The sequence below is a fragment of the Enterococcus sp. DIV0175 genome (assembly GCF_050529075.1).
Classification (GTDB): Bacteria; Bacillota; Bacilli; order Lactobacillales; family Enterococcaceae; genus Enterococcus_B; species Enterococcus_B thailandicus.
This window is the reverse complement of sequence record NZ_CP172880.1, coordinates 245,697-265,963: the sequence shown is the minus strand read 5'-3', so window position 1 is coordinate 265,963 and position 20,267 is coordinate 245,697. Positions and strand designations below refer to the sequence as shown.

The 20,267-nt window shown below is 36.4% G+C and carries 17 protein-coding genes; 1 reads left to right on the top strand and 16 read right to left on the bottom strand.

Annotation, left to right across the window (positions count from 1 at the left end; genetic code table 11):
* Nucleotides 1-134: 134 nt before the first annotated feature.
* Genes IGJ76_RS01355 through IGJ76_RS01345 form a run of 3 tightly spaced genes read right to left on the bottom strand, consistent with a single transcriptional unit; the run spans nucleotide 135 to nucleotide 3,906 of the window.
* A complete protein-coding gene (locus IGJ76_RS01355) occupies nucleotides 135-1,460 on the bottom strand; it encodes a 6-phospho-alpha-glucosidase (RefSeq protein WP_075491853.1) in 1,326 nt (441 codons plus the stop codon).
* A gap of 21 nt (nucleotides 1,461-1,481) precedes the next feature.
* Nucleotides 1,482-3,047, bottom strand: coding sequence for a PTS transporter subunit EIIC (locus IGJ76_RS01350; RefSeq protein WP_067483218.1), 1,566 nt, complete (start codon nucleotides 3,045-3,047; stop codon nucleotides 1,482-1,484).
* A 46-nt stretch (nucleotides 3,048-3,093) separates the two neighbouring features.
* A complete protein-coding gene (locus IGJ76_RS01345) occupies nucleotides 3,094-3,906 on the bottom strand; it encodes a carbohydrate deacetylase (RefSeq protein WP_071868569.1) in 813 nt (270 codons plus the stop codon).
* Between the two features lie 158 nt (nucleotides 3,907-4,064).
* Between IGJ76_RS01345 and IGJ76_RS01340 the strand changes: the two genes are divergently transcribed.
* Nucleotides 4,065-4,781: a MurR/RpiR family transcriptional regulator gene (locus IGJ76_RS01340; protein WP_075491851.1), complete on the top strand. Its 717-nt coding sequence runs from the start codon at nucleotides 4,065-4,067 to the stop codon at nucleotides 4,779-4,781.
* Nucleotides 4,782-5,012: 231 nt separating this feature from the next.
* Here IGJ76_RS01340 and IGJ76_RS01335 read toward each other — a convergent pair whose 3' ends face one another.
* The 13 genes from IGJ76_RS01335 to IGJ76_RS01275 form a co-directional block, all read right to left on the bottom strand.
* Nucleotides 5,013-6,404, bottom strand: coding sequence for a glycoside hydrolase family 16 protein (locus tag IGJ76_RS01335; RefSeq protein ID WP_067483224.1), 1,392 nt, complete (start codon nucleotides 6,402-6,404; stop codon nucleotides 5,013-5,015).
* A gap of 172 nt (nucleotides 6,405-6,576) precedes the next feature.
* The gene (gene truA, locus IGJ76_RS01330) at nucleotides 6,577-7,317 is read right to left on the bottom strand and encodes a tRNA pseudouridine(38-40) synthase TruA (protein WP_430596684.1); all 741 of its coding nucleotides are present in this window, start codon (nucleotides 7,315-7,317) and stop codon (nucleotides 6,577-6,579) included.
* A 191-nt stretch (nucleotides 7,318-7,508) separates the two neighbouring features.
* The gene (locus tag IGJ76_RS01325; protein ID WP_368027232.1) at nucleotides 7,509-8,729 is read right to left on the bottom strand and encodes an NAD(P)H-dependent oxidoreductase; all 1,221 of its coding nucleotides are present in this window, start codon (nucleotides 8,727-8,729) and stop codon (nucleotides 7,509-7,511) included.
* 19 nt (nucleotides 8,730-8,748) lie between these two features.
* The gene (locus tag IGJ76_RS01320) at nucleotides 8,749-9,354 is read right to left on the bottom strand and encodes an NADPH-dependent FMN reductase (protein ID WP_425319445.1); all 606 of its coding nucleotides are present in this window, start codon (nucleotides 9,352-9,354) and stop codon (nucleotides 8,749-8,751) included.
* A 48-nt stretch (nucleotides 9,355-9,402) separates the two neighbouring features.
* Nucleotides 9,403-10,335: an FAD:protein FMN transferase gene (locus IGJ76_RS01315; protein WP_067483233.1), complete on the bottom strand. Its 933-nt coding sequence runs from the start codon at nucleotides 10,333-10,335 to the stop codon at nucleotides 9,403-9,405.
* A 425-nt stretch (nucleotides 10,336-10,760) separates the two neighbouring features.
* Entirely contained in the window at nucleotides 10,761-11,618 is an 858-nt protein-coding gene (locus tag IGJ76_RS01310) for a helix-turn-helix domain-containing protein (protein ID WP_071868564.1), read from the bottom strand.
* A 285-nt stretch (nucleotides 11,619-11,903) separates the two neighbouring features.
* Complete coding sequence (locus IGJ76_RS01305; protein ID WP_071868563.1) at nucleotides 11,904-14,522, bottom strand: alpha-mannosidase; 2,619 nt, start codon at nucleotides 14,520-14,522, stop codon at nucleotides 11,904-11,906.
* A gap of 20 nt (nucleotides 14,523-14,542) precedes the next feature.
* The gene (locus IGJ76_RS01300; RefSeq protein WP_067483239.1) at nucleotides 14,543-15,592 is read right to left on the bottom strand and encodes a PTS fructose transporter subunit IIC; all 1,050 of its coding nucleotides are present in this window, start codon (nucleotides 15,590-15,592) and stop codon (nucleotides 14,543-14,545) included.
* 22 nt (nucleotides 15,593-15,614) lie between these two features.
* The gene (locus tag IGJ76_RS01295; RefSeq protein WP_071868562.1) at nucleotides 15,615-15,929 is read right to left on the bottom strand and encodes a PTS fructose transporter subunit IIB; all 315 of its coding nucleotides are present in this window, start codon (nucleotides 15,927-15,929) and stop codon (nucleotides 15,615-15,617) included.
* Between the two features lie 19 nt (nucleotides 15,930-15,948).
* A complete protein-coding gene (locus IGJ76_RS01290) occupies nucleotides 15,949-16,395 on the bottom strand; it encodes a PTS sugar transporter subunit IIA (protein WP_071868561.1) in 447 nt (148 codons plus the stop codon).
* A complete protein-coding gene (locus IGJ76_RS01285; RefSeq protein WP_430596683.1) occupies nucleotides 16,396-18,318 on the bottom strand; it encodes a BglG family transcription antiterminator in 1,923 nt (640 codons plus the stop codon). It abuts the gene before it with no gap.
* 275 nt (nucleotides 18,319-18,593) lie between these two features.
* Nucleotides 18,594-19,385 (bottom strand): peptide-methionine (S)-S-oxide reductase MsrA, encoded by a 792-nt coding sequence (gene msrA, locus IGJ76_RS01280; RefSeq protein ID WP_430596682.1) that lies wholly within the window; start codon nucleotides 19,383-19,385, stop codon nucleotides 18,594-18,596.
* A 190-nt stretch (nucleotides 19,386-19,575) separates the two neighbouring features.
* Complete coding sequence (locus IGJ76_RS01275; RefSeq protein WP_071868558.1) at nucleotides 19,576-20,211, bottom strand: DUF998 domain-containing protein; 636 nt, start codon at nucleotides 20,209-20,211, stop codon at nucleotides 19,576-19,578.
* Between the last annotated feature and the right edge of the window lie 56 nt (nucleotides 20,212-20,267).

Below are 20,267 nucleotides of genomic sequence, written 5' to 3'. Positions count from 1 at the left end.
CCACGTCATCTTTCCATGCCTAGTATGATCTAGTCACATGAAATCAATATTGTTAACAATTAAATTGTATAGACCAAATAGTATTTTGTCAACCGCTTTCTTTACTTTTTTATTTTTTGCGTTTGACAGTTGCTTTAACTTAACTCTGGCCAGAACTCTTTGTTTGCTTCGTGAAGCTCATCTAAAACTTTTTTACCCACTGTATAGTTAGGAATTGTTTTATTTAACATAACTGCTTCTAATGCTGTTTGATACGAACCTGACAAAGCTGCATCGACTGTCATTTTTTCGTAAGCTTTTTGCATCTCCATCAGTCCTTTTTGGAAAGTTGGTATGTGTCCGACGGTAATTGTTTCTGCCCCCATACTTCCCACATATGCTGGAACTTCGATTACTGCTTCTGGATCAAAATTTGCGATTGAGCCCTGATTTTTTTTGTTGACCGTAAAGCGTTCGCGCGTATTGTGGATAATCGCATAGGCAATATCCACAATATAATTTCCGTGGACACCCGCGTGTAAGCTTGAATCTTTGGCACTGCCATTAGCAATCACACGCCGACATTCTTCGTAAATTCGTTTTTCACGACCTTGCATTACGTAATCGCCACGAGTAAACGAAGGATCATCATGCACAATCATTTCGTCTGGTGTTAAATAATACTGCAAGTAGCAATTTGGGAAATATTCTGGGAACCGTTTGAATAAACTAATCATCTGACGATAGGTATCGATCCAATATTGATCTTCTTTCGTTTCATCATTTGATTGTAATAATGTATCGATTTTACCAGAAAGAACGTCTTCTCTTAAGATTGGTAAAAGGTCTGTTCCTGTCTCATCAATAATATTCGTCCACCAACCAAAATGATTCATTCCAAAATATTTAAAGGTTAAGTCACGTAAATCTTTATTGAAATATTTAGCTATCGCACCTTCAATTGAAATCGGCATATCACAAATACACAATACATTTGCATCAGGAAATTCTCGATAGATTGCTTCTGACAAAATGGCTTCTGGATTTGTGTAATTGAGAATCCACGCCTTTGGACAAATTTCTTTTACCTTTCGAATAATTTCTAACACTGCTGGAATCACACGCATAGCAAATGAAAATCCACCTAGTCCACAAGTTTCTTGCCCAACAACACCATTGTTAAGACAAATTTTTTCATCAATTGCACGTTGTTTGTTCAAGCCTGGTCTAATTTGCATGAATAAGAAATCAGCATCAACTAATGCTTCATCAATGTTTGTTGTATAACTAACTGTCACTTTTGAACCTAGTTCTTGATAGTACATTTTCGTATATTGGCCAAGTAGTGACACTCTTTCTTCATCAATATCATATAAAACTAATTCACTTAGATTCAATTCTTCTGCACGTTTTCGTAAAACTTCTAAAATTCCTGGTGACTGTGTTGATCCTCCACCAATCATTACAAATTTATTTCCCACTGTTGTTTTCCTCCATTTATCTTAATTATTCATTTCTTTTAGATGAGTCAGATACGCTTCTACTTTTTCCCGTTCTTCTTCTACACCCATCCCAATAATAATCTGGATATGCTTTCCTTTATCCACAATACCTGACGCCTTCACTTTTTGTTTCAGTAAGTCGATGTCAACTTTTTGTTCATCTTTTACATCTACTCGTAGACGCGTATAGCAGTTAACGATGCTTTCAATATTTTCCGCACCGCCTAAACCAGCAACAATTGTTTGTGTTTGCGGCTCAAATTCGCTATCGATACCTGTTGTAACAACTGTTTCATCAAGTGCCGCAAGTTGAGCTTCACTTTTCTCGCGTCCTAAAGTCGGAATATCTAAACGAACAATCAATTGCTTAAATACGACATATTCTAAGACAGCCGTTGCAAGAAACATAATTGGAATCAAGTACTGATGACCTAGCCGACTTGGAAATGCAAAGCTGTTGATAATCATATTGATGCCTGTATCAAATTGGATATTGATACCCACTAAATTTGTAAAGAATAAGCTTAGTCCGTAAACAACTGAATGTGCTAACCATAAAACAGGTGACAAGAATAAAAATAAAAATTCTAATGGTTCAGTCACACCCGCTAAAAATGCCGTTGTAACCATTGGAATTAAAATAGCCGCAACTTTTTTACGATTCTCGATTCTAGCTGTTTTCCAAATAGCAAAAGCAATCCCAATAGGCAATGAAATCGAACCAAAATTAGATAGATAACCAATAGATGGATGCATTGATGTGATTTGACTAGCATTCCCCAATTCTGCCAGCCAAATATTGTAAGCTCCTTCATAAACTTGACCTGCAATTTCGGCGCTTCCCCCTAATGGTGTATAAAAAATCGGCATCCATAAGAAATGATGTAATCCAAGTGGTAGCAATAAACGATTTAAGAAACCATAAAAGAAAAATCCGGCTGAGCCAGCAGTTGTTGTTGCCTTAACTAAGCTTTCAACACCGAAATTAATCATTGGCCAAACATAAGTAATACCCATTGCAAACAAAATCGTAACAAAGACAATCAATAAGTAAACAGACTTTGTCCCAGAGTAAGGTGAAAGATACCGGTGCAACTTAATCTCACCAAATCGATTCACCATCCAGCCAACCATCACTCCTAATGAGATTCCTAAAAAGACCCCCATGTCTGTGACTTGAATCCCGAAGACCATTCCTTGACCAGTTCCATAAAGACCTTGTTCACCTGCGGTTGCCAAACGATCAGTTATTGTTAACCATGAATTATTTGCGTATAAGAAAAGCAAGTAAGTAATAATTCCTAAAATGGCGGCATCCGTTTTGAACTTTGGTTTTGCTAAAGCTGCAGCAATCCCCACACAAAAAATCGCACTTAGCTGGCCAATCATACCTGAAGACAAAATATTAAATACAAAATTTCCGACATCTTTGGTGAAAGTTGGCATCATCTCAAGTTTTAAGATTGCACAGACAGACAAAATAATCCCTGTAACAGCCATGAACATCACTGGTTGGATAATTGCTTTAGAAAAAACACTAGCCGACTTCATAACTTTCTCTTTCATTCTATTTCTCCTTTTTTAGTTTGGCTTTATGCTACTAAGCTACTTGCTAATGATTGACAATCAAGTGACCTGCTGAGATCTCTTGATAATTACACAACGTGATCTCTTGCTCATCCAATAAATTTTTTAATTGTTCAGCACACAAAATGGCAACTTCTTTGGTTCGTTGAAGATGAAAACTTGAGCCAAAGTATAACGACTCATCAACAAATGCTGGATGAACCATCAATTCAGTCACCTCATCATCTTCTACTTGTTCCACTACTGATTGGATCTCGGCCAAACAAGCAGCCATATTTTCAGCAAATGATTGATTCAAATCACGAATCGAAGGATAATTCATCAAATCAAGAAATCCACTGATATTTTTTTGATAAGGTAAGTTGATTTGTTTTTCCAAATCAAATGCGTTTCGAAAGCATAGCTGGTATTTTTCAGCAATTCGTTGCGTAATCGCTAAATTTTCTGGGAATGTATGCACATGATGATGGCTATCTAAATGGGTTAGTTTCAAACCATTTTCCAACAAGTAATCAATTTGACTTGACCATTCATGGAAAATCTCTTCTTCTTTCATAAGCGGACGATTTTTTTTATAATCTTCCAAATGATAAAACTGCCCTTCTTCATTTGTTAATGACGTTGCAGGTGTCAATGGTTGCCCGCAAGTCAATACAAGATGCCCACCTACGCCAAGTCCCTGATTCTCTTTTGCAAGCTGAATCGCTCCGTCTCTTCCTGACATGTTCGCCATCAAAGTAGTCGAAGTTAATACCCCATCTTGATAGGCTTTGATAATTCCTGCGTTGACAGCTGCAGAATAACCAAAATCATCTGCATTGATAATTACTTTTTTCATGCTTAACCTTCTTTCATCAAAGAAAATAGATTCATACAATTGTATTTGCTTTCTTTATAGCCATAGTATAGTATCTTAATAAAGCGCATACAATGCTTATTTAACAGGTTGGCTCCGTTTTCACACACTGAAAATATTTTCAAGAGAGGAACTATTCAATGACAAAAATTTATTATCTTAATCGTTTATTCCCAAATAACTCATTTCATTCAGATGATGAACGAATGATTGAAAAAATTGTCGAAGCAATCCATAGTGATGAAAACTTAGATATTCGCAATATCGCCAAGATCAATTACACCTCGCCTTCATCAATCAGCCGCCTAGCCAAACGAGCAGGATTTAATAATTTCAAAGAACTTATTTTTTTTCTTTCCAATAAGTTTTCTGCCTCTTCAGTCAATCAAATCGAAGAACTTTCGTTTGTCACAACTAATCATGAGTGGGAAAAAATTGATTGTTACTTCAATGAAGCTTTTTCTGAGAGAAAGATCTATCTGTTTGGCGAGGGATTTTGCCAGTTTCTCGTTGATTATACTTACCGAAAATTATTACTAAAAAAAATTTATGCAATCGACTTAGAGGGAGTGGAAATTAGCCTCGTTACTGACGAAACCCCACATACCTTGATTACTTTTTCTCAATCTGGTGAAAATCAAAATGGTTTAATCAAAATGAACGAGTGCAAAAATTACGGTGGACATGTTATCACGATTACGGCTAACGAAAACAGCAGTTATGCCAAAAAAGGAGATCTCTCATTTCTAGTCGAAAGTGGTACTGTTGACTCTGGGCCAGAAAATCAACAACTAAATTATTTTTTCGGTAATGCTTTAAATTTGATTGAGTATCTGATTGCTCGTTATGCCAATTGATAACACTACTAAATTTGCTATTGTTTCTATTCACTTGTTGAATCAACGCATCGATTTTTACCAATCAGCGATGCAAAAAAAGGACGCTAATCTTGTACCCACTTCCAAAACATTAGATTTTTAATCTATTTTTTGGGGCAGTACATTCCTCGCGTCCTTTTTCTGATATTATTTATTATTTTATAAGCCTCACCGTTTCCCGTAGAAAAAACAAAATTTCCTTTGGTCTTTTTAGTCAATCATTTCCCATTGACTTCTCCAAGCGCCAGTGTGAATAGGACTACATTCAAGATAGCCTAGGTTATTTTCTATATGGATTACTTGTGTCGGTTTCCAACGATTCACGAACCGAGTGTAATTACCGACGGTTTCTTTTTTCCACTGTGCACTGTAATACGTTTCTGGCACTACGCCGTGTTCTACATAACCTTTTTGGTGCTCATTGTGTAACAACTCATTTGTCCTTGCATTTTTAATCAGAAAATACTCACCTTTAGGAATCATTTGCCACTTTTCAAGATTTTCGTTTGTCGTAGACAGAATCACCTTGTCTGATTCCGTAGCCAAACTAAGAAATTCACCTGTCTCACGATTTTTAATTCCTTGTTTTGGTATATCATAGCCCGCATCTTTTTTATAAACCCGTACATAATCAATCGCCCATTCTTTAGGATAGACCTCATTGTGTTTTCCTGATCCTGCATCTGTGTATATATTTAAAATCATCCCCATTGGATAATCTGGTGCTTGATTAATTGTCCTGAACAATTGACCATCAAAATAAAATTTCAGTGAACCAGGTTCCCATTCCATACCATACGTATGAAATTCATTAGTTAAGCTATCTACTCCAACTGCTCCTGGAACAACAGCTTCTGCACCGCCAATTGTTGCTGTCGTACTATCTGTCCACGATCTTGAAAAGAAAGGATCATTCCAACCATATGTGCATACTTGCCATAAGCCTTTCTGGCGATTGTCTTCTGTAACGTTCTTTGTTCCAACTGGTCGCTGAACATTTTTACTGTAATCAAAAAAAGTTTCAATAATATCAATTTCGCCTGTTTCTTTTGAATTTTCCCAATCATTCGTGTCATTTTGCATACCAACTAACCACCATGCTTGATGACCGCCACCACTACTATTTGATAATTTTGCTCGAATTTCAAAATAACCATACGTTGTCGCATAACCACCAGTTTTCTCATCCCCCAACATTTCATTTTCAGGTGAGATAGGAGACATTAGCTTCTTGCTGCCACTAAAATTATGAATCCAGTTTTTATTAAATGATTGAATTGCACTGGATTTGACACCTGTTGTTCCGTATCCATAATTATCCTTGTCTAGTGTTGGTGCCCAAGCTTTTTGATCTGGTTGAATAGACTCAATCAATTTTCCTTCTTCAAAACGATAATTTGCTTTGGCATCATCCGGATTATCTGCCCAATGTTCCAAATACTTATCGCTCCATTTTGATTGATCCAAAGTTGGTCCATTAAATTCATCATGAAAATCTAGGGTATATCCATTTTTTTCTGGAATTTGTTCCTCTGCTGCTACCACTTTTTCTAAACTCAATCCAACACTTACCACAGCCAATACACAAAATAACTTTTTCATAAAAGAAACCCCTTTCATATTTATTCAACCAAAGTGTAGCACAGCTTTTTAGCGACTTGATTGTGATTTGTTATCATGAATCTATTTTTACATTTTGAAAATAGTTGCAAAAAGAAGAAATGAAACCCAAAGGCTCATTTCTTCTTTTTCAGCTACTTTAATTATTTTGGATTTAGTGGTAATATACTTCATCAAGAAATAGTCCTTGCGCTGGCACTGTTTCTCCCGCACTTTTCCGCACTTTTTGTTCAAAAATCTCATCAATGGCAGCCACTGGCATCTTTCCTGCACCAATCTCTAACAATGTGCCCATCATAATTCGAACCATTTTATATAAAAAACCATTACCAACAAAAGTAAAGTGAAGCATACTTCCATCTTTTTCAATCGTAATTTTTTCAACCGTTCTTGTTGTAGATTTCTTGCTCTTTTTCAAGGCAGAAAAACCAATAAAATCATGTGTACCTACTAATCGTTTGCAAGCCTCGTTCATCGTATCCAGATTTAACTCTTGTGGAACATAAAAACTGTGATAACGTTCAAAAGCTGTTGGGATTGGGTCGTTCCAAACATAATAGCTGTACTTTTTACCACTTGCGTTGTAACGAGCGTGGAATCTTTCTGGCACTTCTTCAACCTTCTTAACGACAATATCACCAGGTAAGAAACGATTCAAAAATTCACACATAGCCAAACGATCCATTGTTGACTCTGTCTTAAAATTAGCAATCTGTCCTCTCGCATGTGCACCAGCGTCTGTACGCCCTGAGCCAATAATCTCAATGGTTTCACCTGTCATTTGTTTTAACACAGCTTCAATTTTACCTTGAATCGTTTTATCTGAATCACCAAGTCGTTGCCAGCCAAGATAGCGACGTCCATCATACTCAATTGTTAGTTTGATATTTCTCATGTGTCTGCTCCTCTTATTATGAATGATGCGTTGTGAATGACGCAATTTCGTTTCTTAACTCATCGCTCATTATACCAAAGATCATTGCTCATATTAAAAAAAGGAACTGTTTTCTACTAACAACTTTTTTGCGCCAATAAAAAACAATCAGAAACAACGAATTGAGCGCTGTCCTGATTGTTTTATTGTTTTTATTTTACAGAAGCACTCGAAACTGCATCTACTGCAGTTTCATCGTGTGTGCTGGCGCTGGTTACTGCATCTGTTTTTTCATCATGAACAGATGCACTTGAAACCGCATCTTCATTTCCAACAAGTTGTTGACCCGTTTGTTGTAAATACCACTCAATGATTGGTTTGAAATCAAGAATGTATTCATTGATTCCAGCATACTCTCCATTTTCATCATGCATTGCTTGGTAATTATGCACAATATATTTTTCTGGCACTTGTTTTGGTACATGAACACGTACCGCATCTGTTGCTCCGCTTCGCAGTTGTTGAATTACCCACTCTACATTTTTATACGATTTTTCTGGGTGACAGTTGGCTAATGGATTCCCTACCTGACCGGGCACACGAGCAGCTAACATCTCTTTCGCTTCTTGGCGCAAATTATAATATAAAAATTGGTTATTATTATCTGCAAAAGTTAATTCCATCGGCATCGAATCTAAAAAGTAATTGATTTGATCCACTGTCAATAACCCACGATTTAATTTGACGTAAGTATTTCCAGAAACGGCACCGACTGCTTCAGAAGCTTTTTCCAACCAATGATCATCTGACATATCAACATCGGGTATTGTCGTAGCAATTGTTCCTGTCGCATGCAAATCTTCTGGTGGAAGCTTTTTAGGCCCTGCTAAGGTAGACACGACTTTAATGAATTTTACAAAACTTGCTAATGTACTGCCTAAAAAGTCAACAGTTCGTGGATCAATCAAGCGACCCTCTTGGTCAAATGCTTCTTTTGCTTTTCCCAATAAAAATTCATTTCCGGGCATCACTAATGCATTCACACCTGGTGCGTCCAAAATTTGGCGCAAGTGTAATTGCGCGCGTGAAGTTCCTTGATCGTAGTAAGAAGCACCCACAACCATTACAGGTTTATTTTCAAGTGGATGGATTTTAAATGATAGCCATTCAAGTGCACTTTTCAATCCTGCTGGAACCGTATGATTGTGTTCTGGCGTAGCAATAATTACCCCATCAGCCATTAAGATTTTGCGATTTAGCTGTTGAATAGCAGGACTATTTGTTTGATCATCATCTTGATTGAACAGAGGCAAATCTTTGATTTCAATGATTTCTAAATTAAATAGTTCATGATATTGTTTTTGGATAAATGTTAATAATTTACGGTTATATGAAAGTTCAGCTGCTGATCCGACGATACCTATTAATTTCATCTTTGTTTGCTCCCCTCGATTAAATCGTTTCCCATGAAAAGTTTTCGGCTTCACGTTTATTTGCTTGGTGCGCATGTTGCAATTGACTAGTGATTGTGACAAAGAGTAAGAAATCTTTGAATAGTTCACGTAATTTTGCGACTTGTTCTTCATCAATGAGTCGTCCTTGCTCATCAAAGGCTTGGAGTGAATGACCCAATAAAAATTCTGAGCTTGGCATAATTCGTGCCTTTAACTCTGGTGAATCCAATACTTGGCGCAAATGTGCTTGTGCGCGTGAAGAACCTAACGTGCCGTAAGACGCTCCGGTAATCATCACTGGTTTATCCACAAACGGAAAAATACCATATGAAAGCCAATTTAATGCGTTAATCAATGAAGCAGGAACCGCATGGTCATACTCTGGTGTGCTGATGATTACGCCATCTGCTTGTTCAATTTTTCCAGCAATTTCTTTAACAACATTTGGTAGTTCTGTGTTTTCAGGTTTGTTAAATAGTGGCAGCTCCTTGATTTCGACAATTTCGATTTCTGCCTCATTTACAAAATAATTTTTCATAAACTGTAATAATTCACGGTTTGTTGACCGCGTTGAATTTGTTCCTACTAATCCAATAAATTTCATCTTCATTCTCTTTCCTTTCTAACATCGATTTCTGACTGTTCGCACGTACTAAATTTTTTCAAATCCTTTTGTATACAAGAATTGATTCTCTTTTGTTACAACTGCTCCCTCGATACCCGGCTGTTCTTCAAGCGCTTTCAACACTTCTAAAGAAGATGCTCCAAATAAACGTGTAGTCCAGATTTCTCCATCTACAGAAGAATCAGACAAAATCGTCAGGCTTGCTACGTCATTTTTAACTGGAAAGCCAGTTTTCGGATCAATGATGTGATGATACACTGACGAACCATTTTGTAGATAACGTTCGTAGATTCCAGAGGTAACTAAAGATTGGTTGCTTAATTTAACCACCGCAAGCGACTCTTCACGTGAACCTTTAGGATTTCGCAAACCAATACGCCAAGCACCATCCGAACGTCTTGGTGATTCACCAAAAACAACGATATTTCCTCCTAAGTTAACTAAAGCAAACGCTGCATTTCGCTCTCGGCAATGTGTAATTAATTTATCTGCAATGTAACCTTTTGCTAACGCCCCCAAGTCAATCATCATTCCTGGTTTGGTTAAAAAAACGGTTTTCATTTTTTCATCTAATTGAATTTGGTGTGGATCCGTTAGCGGAAGTAACTCAGTTATCTCTGCTTTTGTTGGAACCAATGCATCTTCAAACCCAATGTGCCATTTTTGTACAACCGGACCAATAGCAATATTCAGATAACTATTTCTTGCACAACTATGTGCTTTTCCTAATTTGATGAGCTCAAAAAGTTCAGGATGTACAATCACAGCTTGTCGTCCAGCAGCTTGATTGATGGCCATTAATTCAGATGTTGCATCATGTGCGCTGAAGCGATGTTCATAAACGTGCAACCATTCGCCTAACTCTGCTAGTAATCGACTAGGCTCTTCATGCCCAACTTGTAATGTAATTGTTGTCCCCATCATTTGCCAGATTTTCGTTTCTTCGATCACCTGATTCATTTTTGTACCTTCTTTACTTGAACTACGGATTACATGAGTAATTAGTTTTTATTTTTGTTACTGTTTTCACAATCAGAGGATACGCCTGCTAGATTTATTTGTCAACCAATTTTATATATTTTTTTATATAATAAGGTAATTTTAATATAAAATTTTATATTGTAAAAAAACAAATAAGGGAAACAAACAACACATTTTTGTGTGTTGCTTATTTCCCTCTAACTATCGTTTTCTATTTGATGGTTAACCTACTTAAAATAAATACTGCAACGACAAACGGAGATCAAGCATGCTTTATAACGTATTTTACGAGAATTACGACTTTATTTTATTACTCTATCTTGCTGCCATACCCGTCTATCCCTAATCATCTTTGGTGAATTTTTTCAAAGTTAGCATAACAAAAATAAGTATTTTTTCCTTCGTTAATCAATAGTATCATTTTTTTTCATACGATTTAATTCATCAATTAATTTTTTGTTTTTATTAATTTTAGCAAAAGCTAGTGCATCTTGAATCAATTCGAGCACTTCTGCCTTCGACTTATTTTTAGCCTGTGCGTTCTTCGCTAATTGGGCAGCAGCTCGTGCTAAGTAATAAGTCAAATGGTTATCCGAACAAATATCGATTGCGTAATTTAGTAGTGCATCACTTGTTTCCAAATCACCGTCTTGCGCAAAAAAAACACCACAATGAAAGACGATATTTAACACCCGCCAGATATCTTCTGTTGTATGAATCGGATACGTATAAATTTTTTCAAACACTCGATTGAAATAAACTTCTGCTTTTTCCAACTCTTTTTCTCTAGCATAGACCATTCCAATACCTGTATATGCCAATAAACGAAACAACGTATTGGCTGTTTCTGCCATCAACAACTGATCAAAATGGAACAACACATCCGTAATTGGTGCATTCGTAAAAATCATTTCAAATCCTTTTAGATAGTAGTAACGTGCAATCAGCTCAGACTCGTCAATTACCTTGGGATCAATGGCTGCTAAAATCTGTGTCAATTGTTCATATTCACTCGTAATCAATGAAAACTCTGCTTTTTCTAGCTGTTCATCAAGTTGTGTATTGATCACGTTCATCGAAGAAAAAAGTTCAACTAACGGAAGATTGATTCGATTACATAATTTGATTAAAATTTTTAACGAAGGGACTTGACCATTGTTCTCAAATTTACTTAATGTTGCTTGTGTACAAATTCCTTCAGACACTTCTTTTTGAGATAAGTTGGCAGCCTTTCTTGCCGTAATAAATTTTTCAATGTTCATTATTTTCTCTCCAATCAGACCTCACACGAAAATCATTTCTGTCTCGATTTTAGCATGTTTTCTTTGGGAATGCTTTAATTGGTTAAGATATCAATAGTTTTTTGCTTTTGTTTATTCAACAGCATAATTTTTCAGCCATACTGAAAAATTCAAGAATATCAATCTTTTTATCAGTCAGTCTTCTAGAAAACTGACTGAGAAAAAGAACAAATACAAACCAAAAAAAGGCTCTGCAGTCATCCCCACAGAGTCCTTTGTTGCTATTCATTTTTAAATGATGTTTACTTATTTTTCAGTTGTTTTTTCTATAGTTATTAAAAGAGATAAATAGTCATAAGGTTGGATCGTTGTTGACGCTTGTTTTCTTTCAATAGCATTCACCACGTCACCCATTTCCAGAATTTCTTTTGGCAAAATCACTTCCTTCGCTGTTGGATTGGCAAAACGAACCACATAATAGCCTTCATTAAAATAGGAGGGATAAATTGCTGACACGAGTAGCTCTTCGGGAAACTCAACCAATGAAAATTCTGTTGGAATAGTTAATTCATTTTGCAACGGCCAAATCTTATTATCTATCCGCTGAATAAAAACGTTTAAGTTTTGTTTTTGATAGGAAATTGATTGGTCTAATCGTGATTCGGATAGTTTCGCGACTTTCCATTCATCAAACACACCATTTCTTACCGTAAATCCAAAAGTAAAATGATATTCACCTATTTCCTGTGCTAATGGTGTTTGCATCATGATATGTCCTTCATTAGTCGTATCTCCGGAAGCACGCCCTGGACGCCATGCAAGGTTTGGCTTTCCAAGTTCACCAGTTGTTGCCATTAATGTGATGTACAATTTTTGGCCAATCCGTTCGTATTCCTTCAAACCATCTGCGTAAAAAGTTAGATAAGAATCATCCTTGACAACTGACACACTTTTATCAAAAATTTCTAAATTCACTGGCTTCTCAACCATTCGTTCTTGCCAATCTTCAGGAATAATGTCCGGTTTATTTTCGATAAAGCCATTTTGAATTTGGGCAATTGATTTTTCAGAGTCATCCAATACATTTACTACCATTCGAATACGATGTGAGTAAATAGTATTTTTTATTTTAATGGAACCTTCCACAACTTCCCCAGCACCAATGCTCAGAGTAATTTGATAGTCCACTTCTGCTTCCTCTGGATGTTTTGCTAGTCGATCTTCCAAGTTTTTCGGTAGCTTAGTCTTTCCATTAATAATCAAGGTTTCTTTAGAAGAATCAAGTAACACTTCTGCTTTGTCGAAGTTCAACGGTACCTCGTGATCTCCTTCAAGAGGTGAATAATCATAAGTGTCACCCGCATTCCCTGAATCAACCAAACGAATAAAATCAGGGTATTCAACGCTCCCGACTATCAGTTTCAGAGAACCTTTGCTGAAGGTAATTGTTAGTGCATCATTTTTGATTTCTGTCTTATTCATTTTCACAGCTGCTTCTAATTCTTCTTCGCTCTCCTCGAATTCAACAATTGTGTATCCTAACGCGGGGACTTCTACTTCTATTTTGACATCTAACTCATAGTAAGCTGGTTCGTCAAAATATTCATAGCCAATGGCGGTCATCCGATAAGCATTCTGACGTTCAGGATAAAATATTTCTTTTTCAACAATGGCATAAGAGCTTCCTTTGAATTGAATTTTTTTTGAATTAGCAACAATATGAACTGTCTTAGGACCTTGATACTGTGCAGTTGTCGTATTGAAGACCAAAACTTGATTTGCATTTAAATCTAAAGCATCTGCAATTCTTTTGACAATGAGATTTTCTATCCCATCTGCAATCTCATTAGCTTCTTTGATTCTATGGTTGATGTCCTCCATAACATTATCAGAAACACAGCCGCCGATACTGTCATGCGCTTGATTTTCTAATACCTTTTTCCATAGACGGCGTAGTAAACCTTTTCCGATACGAATTCCATTTTTTTCAGCAATCAGCATCAATGGCTCAATTCGTTTCAAAATCTTTTGCTCCAGTTTAAAATTAGCTAATTTCATCTGTGTTCGAACAGAACCAATTGAACGATGAACCCGAGAATAAACTGGTTGTCTCAACTCTCCTTCATATTGTGGTAAGTCTTTTTTACTCCGAATGACTTCCACATAAGAAGGATAATCCGAAATTACATTGTCATACTTACTCGAATGATTCATTTCATTGATGATTTGGTCAAAGTTAAGTACCATTGACTTTTGATCCACACCAGATGGAACCAAAATATCTTCATTGTTCCCATGCATATGAAGCATTTCTACAGCAACATCCAACTTATCTTTCACAAACTTCGGCACATCATTAATGGCATCAAGATTCATCATGCCAGTCATATAACCGTATGGGAAGTTCATCGCATAAACAATTTTATCCCCTAAACCTTTCCAAATAAAATATGGTGACGATACCATCGTTTCAAAATTCAATCCCCGCCAGCACATAAAATTATCAATTTCTGCTTGATGCAACAATGTTGGTAAGTTTGCATTAAATCCAAATGTATCTGGTAAGTAGCCTACCATCATTGGTTCACCATATTTATTAATTGTGTCGCTGATGCCAATCATTAAATTACGTAAAATAGATTCTGCGTCAACTAACAAAGCATCTGTTTGCGCGTACCAAGGGCCAACAAAAAGCCGACCTTCTTTCATTAATCGTTGAATTGTTTCTAGTTTCTCTGGATTGATTTCTACATATTCATCAACAATAGATGTTTGACCATCCAAACAAAAATTCACGTTTGGATTACGCTCTAACTCATCCAAAACTTCAGTAAATACTTGATCGGATAACACGATGGCATCTTCTTTTGTAAAATACCATTCACGATCCCAATGAGTATGCTGAATAACGTGTGCTTTTACCATTTACGATTACCCTACTTTCTTTATTCTACTGATGTTTCTTGTGTCGTTTTTAGATCTTTCTTGTATTTAATTGATTTCAAAGCATTTACCATTAACGCAGTAATGATTCCGCCAACTGCAATAGATACTAGGTATAATGGAATATTTGTGACAAATGGAATCGCCATGAAAGTAGAAAGCATCGTTTCTTGCGTAATTCCAAAGAAACCACTCAATCCACAGCCGATTGAAGTTCCGACTACAATACTTGGAATAACACGTAATGGATCTTTCACCGCAAAAGGAATCGTTCCTTCTGTAATACCAACTAATCCCATAATCATGGCAGTCTTAGCGTTATCACGTTCTGCATCATCATATAATTTTTTATTTAATAAAGTTGCTAAAAACATGCCAAACGGGGGAATGGCAATAGCTAACAGCATTGCTGTACTTGGTCCAAAACTTCCACTTGAAAATGATGCAACACCAAAAGCATACGCAATTTTATTGATTGGTCCACCCATATCAAAGGCCATCATGGCACCTAATATTGCGGACATTAGTGCTGCATTAACACCAGACATCCCTTCTAACCAAGCCGTTAAGCCAGCTGTCATTCCTTGAATTGGTGCTGCTAATACATACCATAAAACTAGCCCTACTACTAAAGTTGTTACAAAAGGAATTAGCATGATTGATTTTAAACTGATTACTTGCATCGGAACTTTCACTTTTTTCAACGCATTTGCTAAGTAACCACAGGCTAAACCAGCAACCATCCCTCCAATAAAGCCCATTCCTAAGTTTTGACACATCATACCTGTAATAAATGCAGGTGCTAAACCAGGACGATCAGCAATCGAGTACGCGATATAGGCGGAAATCATTGGCACAATAAATTGTAACCCTGTTTGACCAATCATTCGCAAGACACCCCAGAAAGTATCCGTCTGATCCCAAACACCGGTTCCACCAAATATTACAGCAATTGAAGTCAACAAACCTGCAGCTACTACTAGTGGAATCATATAGGAAACTCCACTTTGGAAATGGTTTAATATTTCTTTTCCCTGTTTCTTGATATCCATTGATCCTACCCCCAAAAAATTATTAGTTATTGATTCGTGCCATTGCTTCCTTGATTGTTTCTTCTCCATCTTTTACCACTTCGGAAGTGCTCACGGTAAGAATTTTTTTTCCGTCAAACCGGCTACGTTCTGCCACATTCGTATCTACCGCAAAGATGACTACGTCGGCGTCGGCAATTTCTGCTTCAGACAATTTATTTTCCATTCCCATTGCGCCTTGTGTTTCAACTTTGATTTCAATACCATTTTTCTTAGCAAATTTTTCCAAGTTTGCTTTCGCCATATAAGTGTGCGCGATTCCTGCGATACATGCTGTTACTGCAACCATTTTTGTCATATTCCTTCTCCTCCAATTGTTAAAAAGTCAATGCTTTGATTAACTCCTTTTTATTTTTTGATTCTTTGATTTCCTTCACAAAATCATCATCCATTAATTTCCCAGATAGCTCTGCAAGAACACGTAAATGCTCGTTTCCCTTATCAGCTTCTTTGATAGCTAATAAGAAAACGATGTTTACTGGCTGATTGTCCAATGAACCCCAGTCGACTTCATTCTTTAGTTTGGCAACTGCAACCGTTGAATCAATCACTGCTTGGCTTTTTCCGTGCGGGATCGCTATGTTGTGACCAATTCCAGTTGTCATATGTTCTTCTCGTTCAAAAACATCTTTTTTAAATTGATTAACTTCAGAGACAAACCCGTTAGTTGTCAGTAACGTTGCTAATTGATCTACTACTTCTTCTTTAGAGCCAGCCTCTAAGTCTAATACGACATTTCGTTCGTCGATTTTTTCACGTATCATCTATACCGCCTCTTTCAATATTTTTACTAATTCTTCAAAAGAGGAACTAGCTCTTAGTGTTGTTAGGGCTTGTTGATTCGAAACAATTTCATTAAATGTTTCATACAAGCTATTTAATTCTGGTTTTACTTGCTCATTTAACGCGAAGAAAAACACTGAATGTACAACAGTTCCGTTCCAGTCGATGCCTTGTGGATTAACATAGATGCTAATAACAGGTTCATTGACATAGGCTATCTCCGCATGCGGCATTGCAAAATCATTTAGTGCAGTAGAAGACAACTGCTCTCTACGGGTTGCACTTTCTAAGATACCTATCTTCGCATAGCCCATTTCTTGAAGGGTGCAAGTAATCATTCTAAGAACATTTTTCTGTGTATCCCCTTTTTGTTTGCTAAAAAAGCAAAATTTCTTATCAAGTAATGCGAAAAATGTACTTTCTGGATCTAATGAAACTTTCAAGTATCGTTGAACTCTTTTGATATCTGTTTCAAGCATCAATGGGCTAACGACTACTACCGGAAATTTAGCGTTCTTAATTGGAATCGTACTGATTACTAATTCATCTGTGATATATTCTTCCTGAAGTTCATTGATGCTCAGGACTTTTTTGATTTTTATCGAATCTGCAAAGTTTCTATTGATTCGTTGTTCCAATAATTTTGAAGTTCCGTATCCACTGCTGCAAACTAACAACACTTCAGATTTATTAGGTCTGTACCTGTCCAAAAAGGATTGGATATGAAGTGTCACATAAGCAATTTCGTCATCATCAAACCTCACCAAAAATTGTTCTTCTATTTTTTCGAGTAAATCGACACTAAGAAAGAAGGCTTGTTTAAATGATGATTTAATTTTTTCTGTATATGGATTATGGATGTTCACGCCTAAACGTAATCGTTTAACAGCTGCATTGAGATGAAGCACAAGATTGTTAATGAGCTCTGCATCTGCATGAAACTCATTCAGCTCATCAAGTACCAGTTGCTTAAGTTGCTCTCCCAGATCAAGATTAGGTAAAGCGGTCTCACTCAAGTTATGGTTCATGGCATTTTTTTCGATCGCTGAGATATGAATATCAATATATTCTTGCTCATACTTTGGAATGTTAAAATGAAAGGCTTGTTCTAACATGTCAATCAAGTAGCTAGTGTTTTCTAAAATTTCTTTTTCTGTCCCGCCTTCTTGTAATAAAAAATTATTGGAATCAATTCGTTCCAGCGCAATTGCTAGATGAATAGCTAGCGTTTGAAATTCGTAATCCGTAAATTGTAACTGGGTTTCTTCCATGAAGCGATTAAGAATCATTGCTACTTTTTTCAAAATTTCTTTATCCAAAAAATTATTTGCTTCACCCAAGAGATTAATATTCAAATCCAATAAATCTGATTTATTACTAGACGCCGTAAAACCACCCCAATAATAATTCAATACTTCTGACATTAGCTTACGTTTACCCTTCTCACTCGCATTGATTTTCAATCCATTGCGGTCAGAAATTACTGCCATACCGTGCTTCATCACTCTCTTTTTTACTTCCTTGATCGTACTTTCCATCGTTGATCTGCTAACAAAAAGCTCATCTGCAAGATCTTGTATTTTCAAAGAGCCAGTTGTATTCAGTAACTTAGCAAAGACATAAGTGATACGATCTTCTGATGTATCAACTTTAGTAATCTCAAAATCTGGCAGTAGTTTTCTTAAATCTTCTTTATCACCTACTAACGAAACACCTTTTTTTGGTTGAACAACAATTTGTAGATTTATCTCCTTTTCAACTACAGTTTTTAAATTAGCAATAGCTTTACTAATTGTTTTCGTCGAAACTTGAAGTTGCTCAGCTAATTCTTGATAAGTGGTGTGATCATTTTCCAATAGAAAATTTAAAATTCTCATTTGACGATCGTCTAACTTGATACTCACATAAGCACCTCCTGAATACATTTTTATTTTATAGTTATTGTTTGCGCTTTCATACGGAATTTAGTTCATCATTAATGTGGAATTCGATTAGGTGTCTATTGATTATCAAGATGATTCTCTACAAAATTCCATAGAAAAATCAAGATTCTACAATTCGAATTCTCTTTCACATGGAAATAAAGGCTAGTAAAAAAACAGGAGTTGTGACAAAAGACTTGTCATACCTCCTGTTTCCTTGCGACTTGAAGCTGAACGCTTTGCGCCACAACCTTCCTCTATCTATGTCGCTGAAAAAATAAATGAAGCTGATGCGAATGCTTGATCTTTTTATATCTTTTAGGTTGCTTCTGATAAAATTGTTGATGATGATTTTCAGCTGGCCAAAAAGTCTTTGCTTGGCGAATCTCTGTAACGATAGGACGGCTAAATCGGTTAGATTGAATCAGTTGTTCTCTTGATTTTTCAGCCAATCGCCTTTGCTTTTCATTAACAACAAATAGAATTGAACGATATTGTTTCCCCCGATCTTGAAATTGACCAAAGGCATCTGTAGGGTCTGAAATTTGCCAATAAATCTCCAACAGCTCTTCATAGGTTATTTGACGTGTATCAAATATGATTTCAACCGCTTCAACATGCCCAGTATATCCACCACTGACTTGATCGTAATTTGGTTTTTTGGTCTCTCCACCTGTATAACCAGATAACACTGAGATTACACCTGGTTTTGTTTCAAAAGGCTCAACCATACACCAGAAACAGCCACCGGCAAAAATCGCCCGTTCTTGGTATAAGGGTGACGTTATCTTATGTTTGGCATAATCATAAGCTTTTGCACTCGCTGACTCCCCTGTGATTCTTAAATAAAAATCCATCGCATCTGGTGTCAAATTATCTCGTAGTGCTAGCGGACGCAAGTTGACCTCTAGTTTTTCTATCACCTGCTTTATCGACATTTTTGCTAGGTCTTCTTTTGCCTCTTCAAATTGTGTTCTTTCCCATTCTCTTGTATTTCGATTTAAAATAATATTATAAAGGTCTATTTCCATCTGCTCCACATCTAACATGAAGTCACCCTCTTTCAAGTTTTCTTCTTATTCATTCAAAAAATGACTACCTGAAATTTAGCACAACGCATAACAAGTTAAGACTAACTTGCTTTTCGCTCTCCTCATCTCTATTCTTAGTCGAACACATCCACACGAATGGTTACCCACAGAGAAGTTCTTTTACTTAATCAGCTTCACACTGCTTTTTCTACTTTCGTAGTTGAAAAAAACTTAAACAAATCATCGGCAAATAGTTAAAGAAAAAACTTAAGCGTTGAAAGAAGCCCAATTGCTTAAAGAAGGCAAACTGACTAATCGACGGAATCCGTGCTAATCCGTAAAGACCTGCAATTAGTAAACTAATAACTGTTAAAACAAGATAAAAATGGCTAAGCGTACCTTGACCACTTTGACGATAAAGCAGAACAAGTAACAATGGGAAAAGTAGAAAGCCTGCATAGCCTAGCCCAGAACCTATATTATGGATCCAAGTCGATAGATTCCAAGAGCTTTCATTTGTATTGATACTGAATAACCCAGTAAAAACACAATCACCTATCCCATATAAACCAACTGTTGCAACAGCAAGTATTGCAAGTGTTTTTGATGTTCCAACAAATAGGTGATACAACGCAGGCAACGAAAGAACAAAAAAAAGTCCAGATACAACTGACCAGACCAAGAAAGCACGTCTGACTGGACTATCTACGTCACCAAACACACTAATTACGGTAGTCATTTGATTCAGTTTGGGATAAAAAAGGCCAAGGATATACGGTGTCGATAAATCACTAATCACACCTAATAATAAAAAATAAAAACCATATTTTTGCAAAAAAATCATTTTCTTCCCCTACTTTTTAGTGATTATTCGATACATCCAACAATCAAATTTTTTCT

What these genes read in the sequence shown, in the direction of transcription:
- IGJ76_RS01350 (WP_067483218.1), bottom strand. Translation starts at nt 3,047, where the DNA reads ATGAAAGAGAAAGTTATGAAGTCGGCTAGTGTTTTTTCTAAAGCAATT.
- IGJ76_RS01345 (WP_071868569.1), bottom strand. Translation starts at nt 3,906, where the DNA reads ATGAAAAAAGTAATTATCAATGCAGATGATTTTGGTTATTCTGCAGCT.
- IGJ76_RS01340 (WP_075491851.1), top strand. Translation starts at nt 4,065, where the DNA reads ATGACAAAAATTTATTATCTTAATCGTTTATTCCCAAATAACTCATTT.
- IGJ76_RS01335 (WP_067483224.1), bottom strand. Translation starts at nt 6,404, where the DNA reads ATGAAAAAGTTATTTTGTGTATTGGCTGTGGTAAGTGTTGGATTGAGT.
- truA (WP_430596684.1), bottom strand. Translation starts at nt 7,317, where the DNA reads ATGAGAAATATCAAACTAACAATTGAGTATGATGGACGTCGCTATCTT.
- IGJ76_RS01325 (WP_368027232.1), bottom strand. Translation starts at nt 8,729, where the DNA reads ATGAAATTAATAGGTATCGTCGGATCAGCAGCTGAACTTTCATATAAC.
- IGJ76_RS01320 (WP_425319445.1), bottom strand. Translation starts at nt 9,354, where the DNA reads ATGAAATTTATTGGATTAGTAGGAACAAATTCAACGCGGTCAACAAAC.
- IGJ76_RS01315 (WP_067483233.1), bottom strand. Translation starts at nt 10,335, where the DNA reads ATGAATCAGGTGATCGAAGAAACGAAAATCTGGCAAATGATGGGGACA.
- IGJ76_RS01310 (WP_071868564.1), bottom strand. Translation starts at nt 11,618, where the DNA reads ATGAACATTGAAAAATTTATTACGGCAAGAAAGGCTGCCAACTTATCT.
- IGJ76_RS01305 (WP_071868563.1), bottom strand. Translation starts at nt 14,522, where the DNA reads ATGGTAAAAGCACACGTTATTCAGCATACTCATTGGGATCGTGAATGG.
- IGJ76_RS01300 (WP_067483239.1), bottom strand. Translation starts at nt 15,592, where the DNA reads ATGGATATCAAGAAACAGGGAAAAGAAATATTAAACCATTTCCAAAGT.
- IGJ76_RS01295 (WP_071868562.1), bottom strand. Translation starts at nt 15,929, where the DNA reads ATGACAAAAATGGTTGCAGTAACAGCATGTATCGCAGGAATCGCGCAC.
- IGJ76_RS01290 (WP_071868561.1), bottom strand. Translation starts at nt 16,395, where the DNA reads ATGATACGTGAAAAAATCGACGAACGAAATGTCGTATTAGACTTAGAG.
- msrA (WP_430596682.1), bottom strand. Translation starts at nt 19,385, where the DNA reads ATGTTAGATGTGGAGCAGATGGAAATAGACCTTTATAATATTATTTTA.
- IGJ76_RS01275 (WP_071868558.1), bottom strand. Translation starts at nt 20,211, where the DNA reads ATGATTTTTTTGCAAAAATATGGTTTTTATTTTTTATTATTAGGTGTG.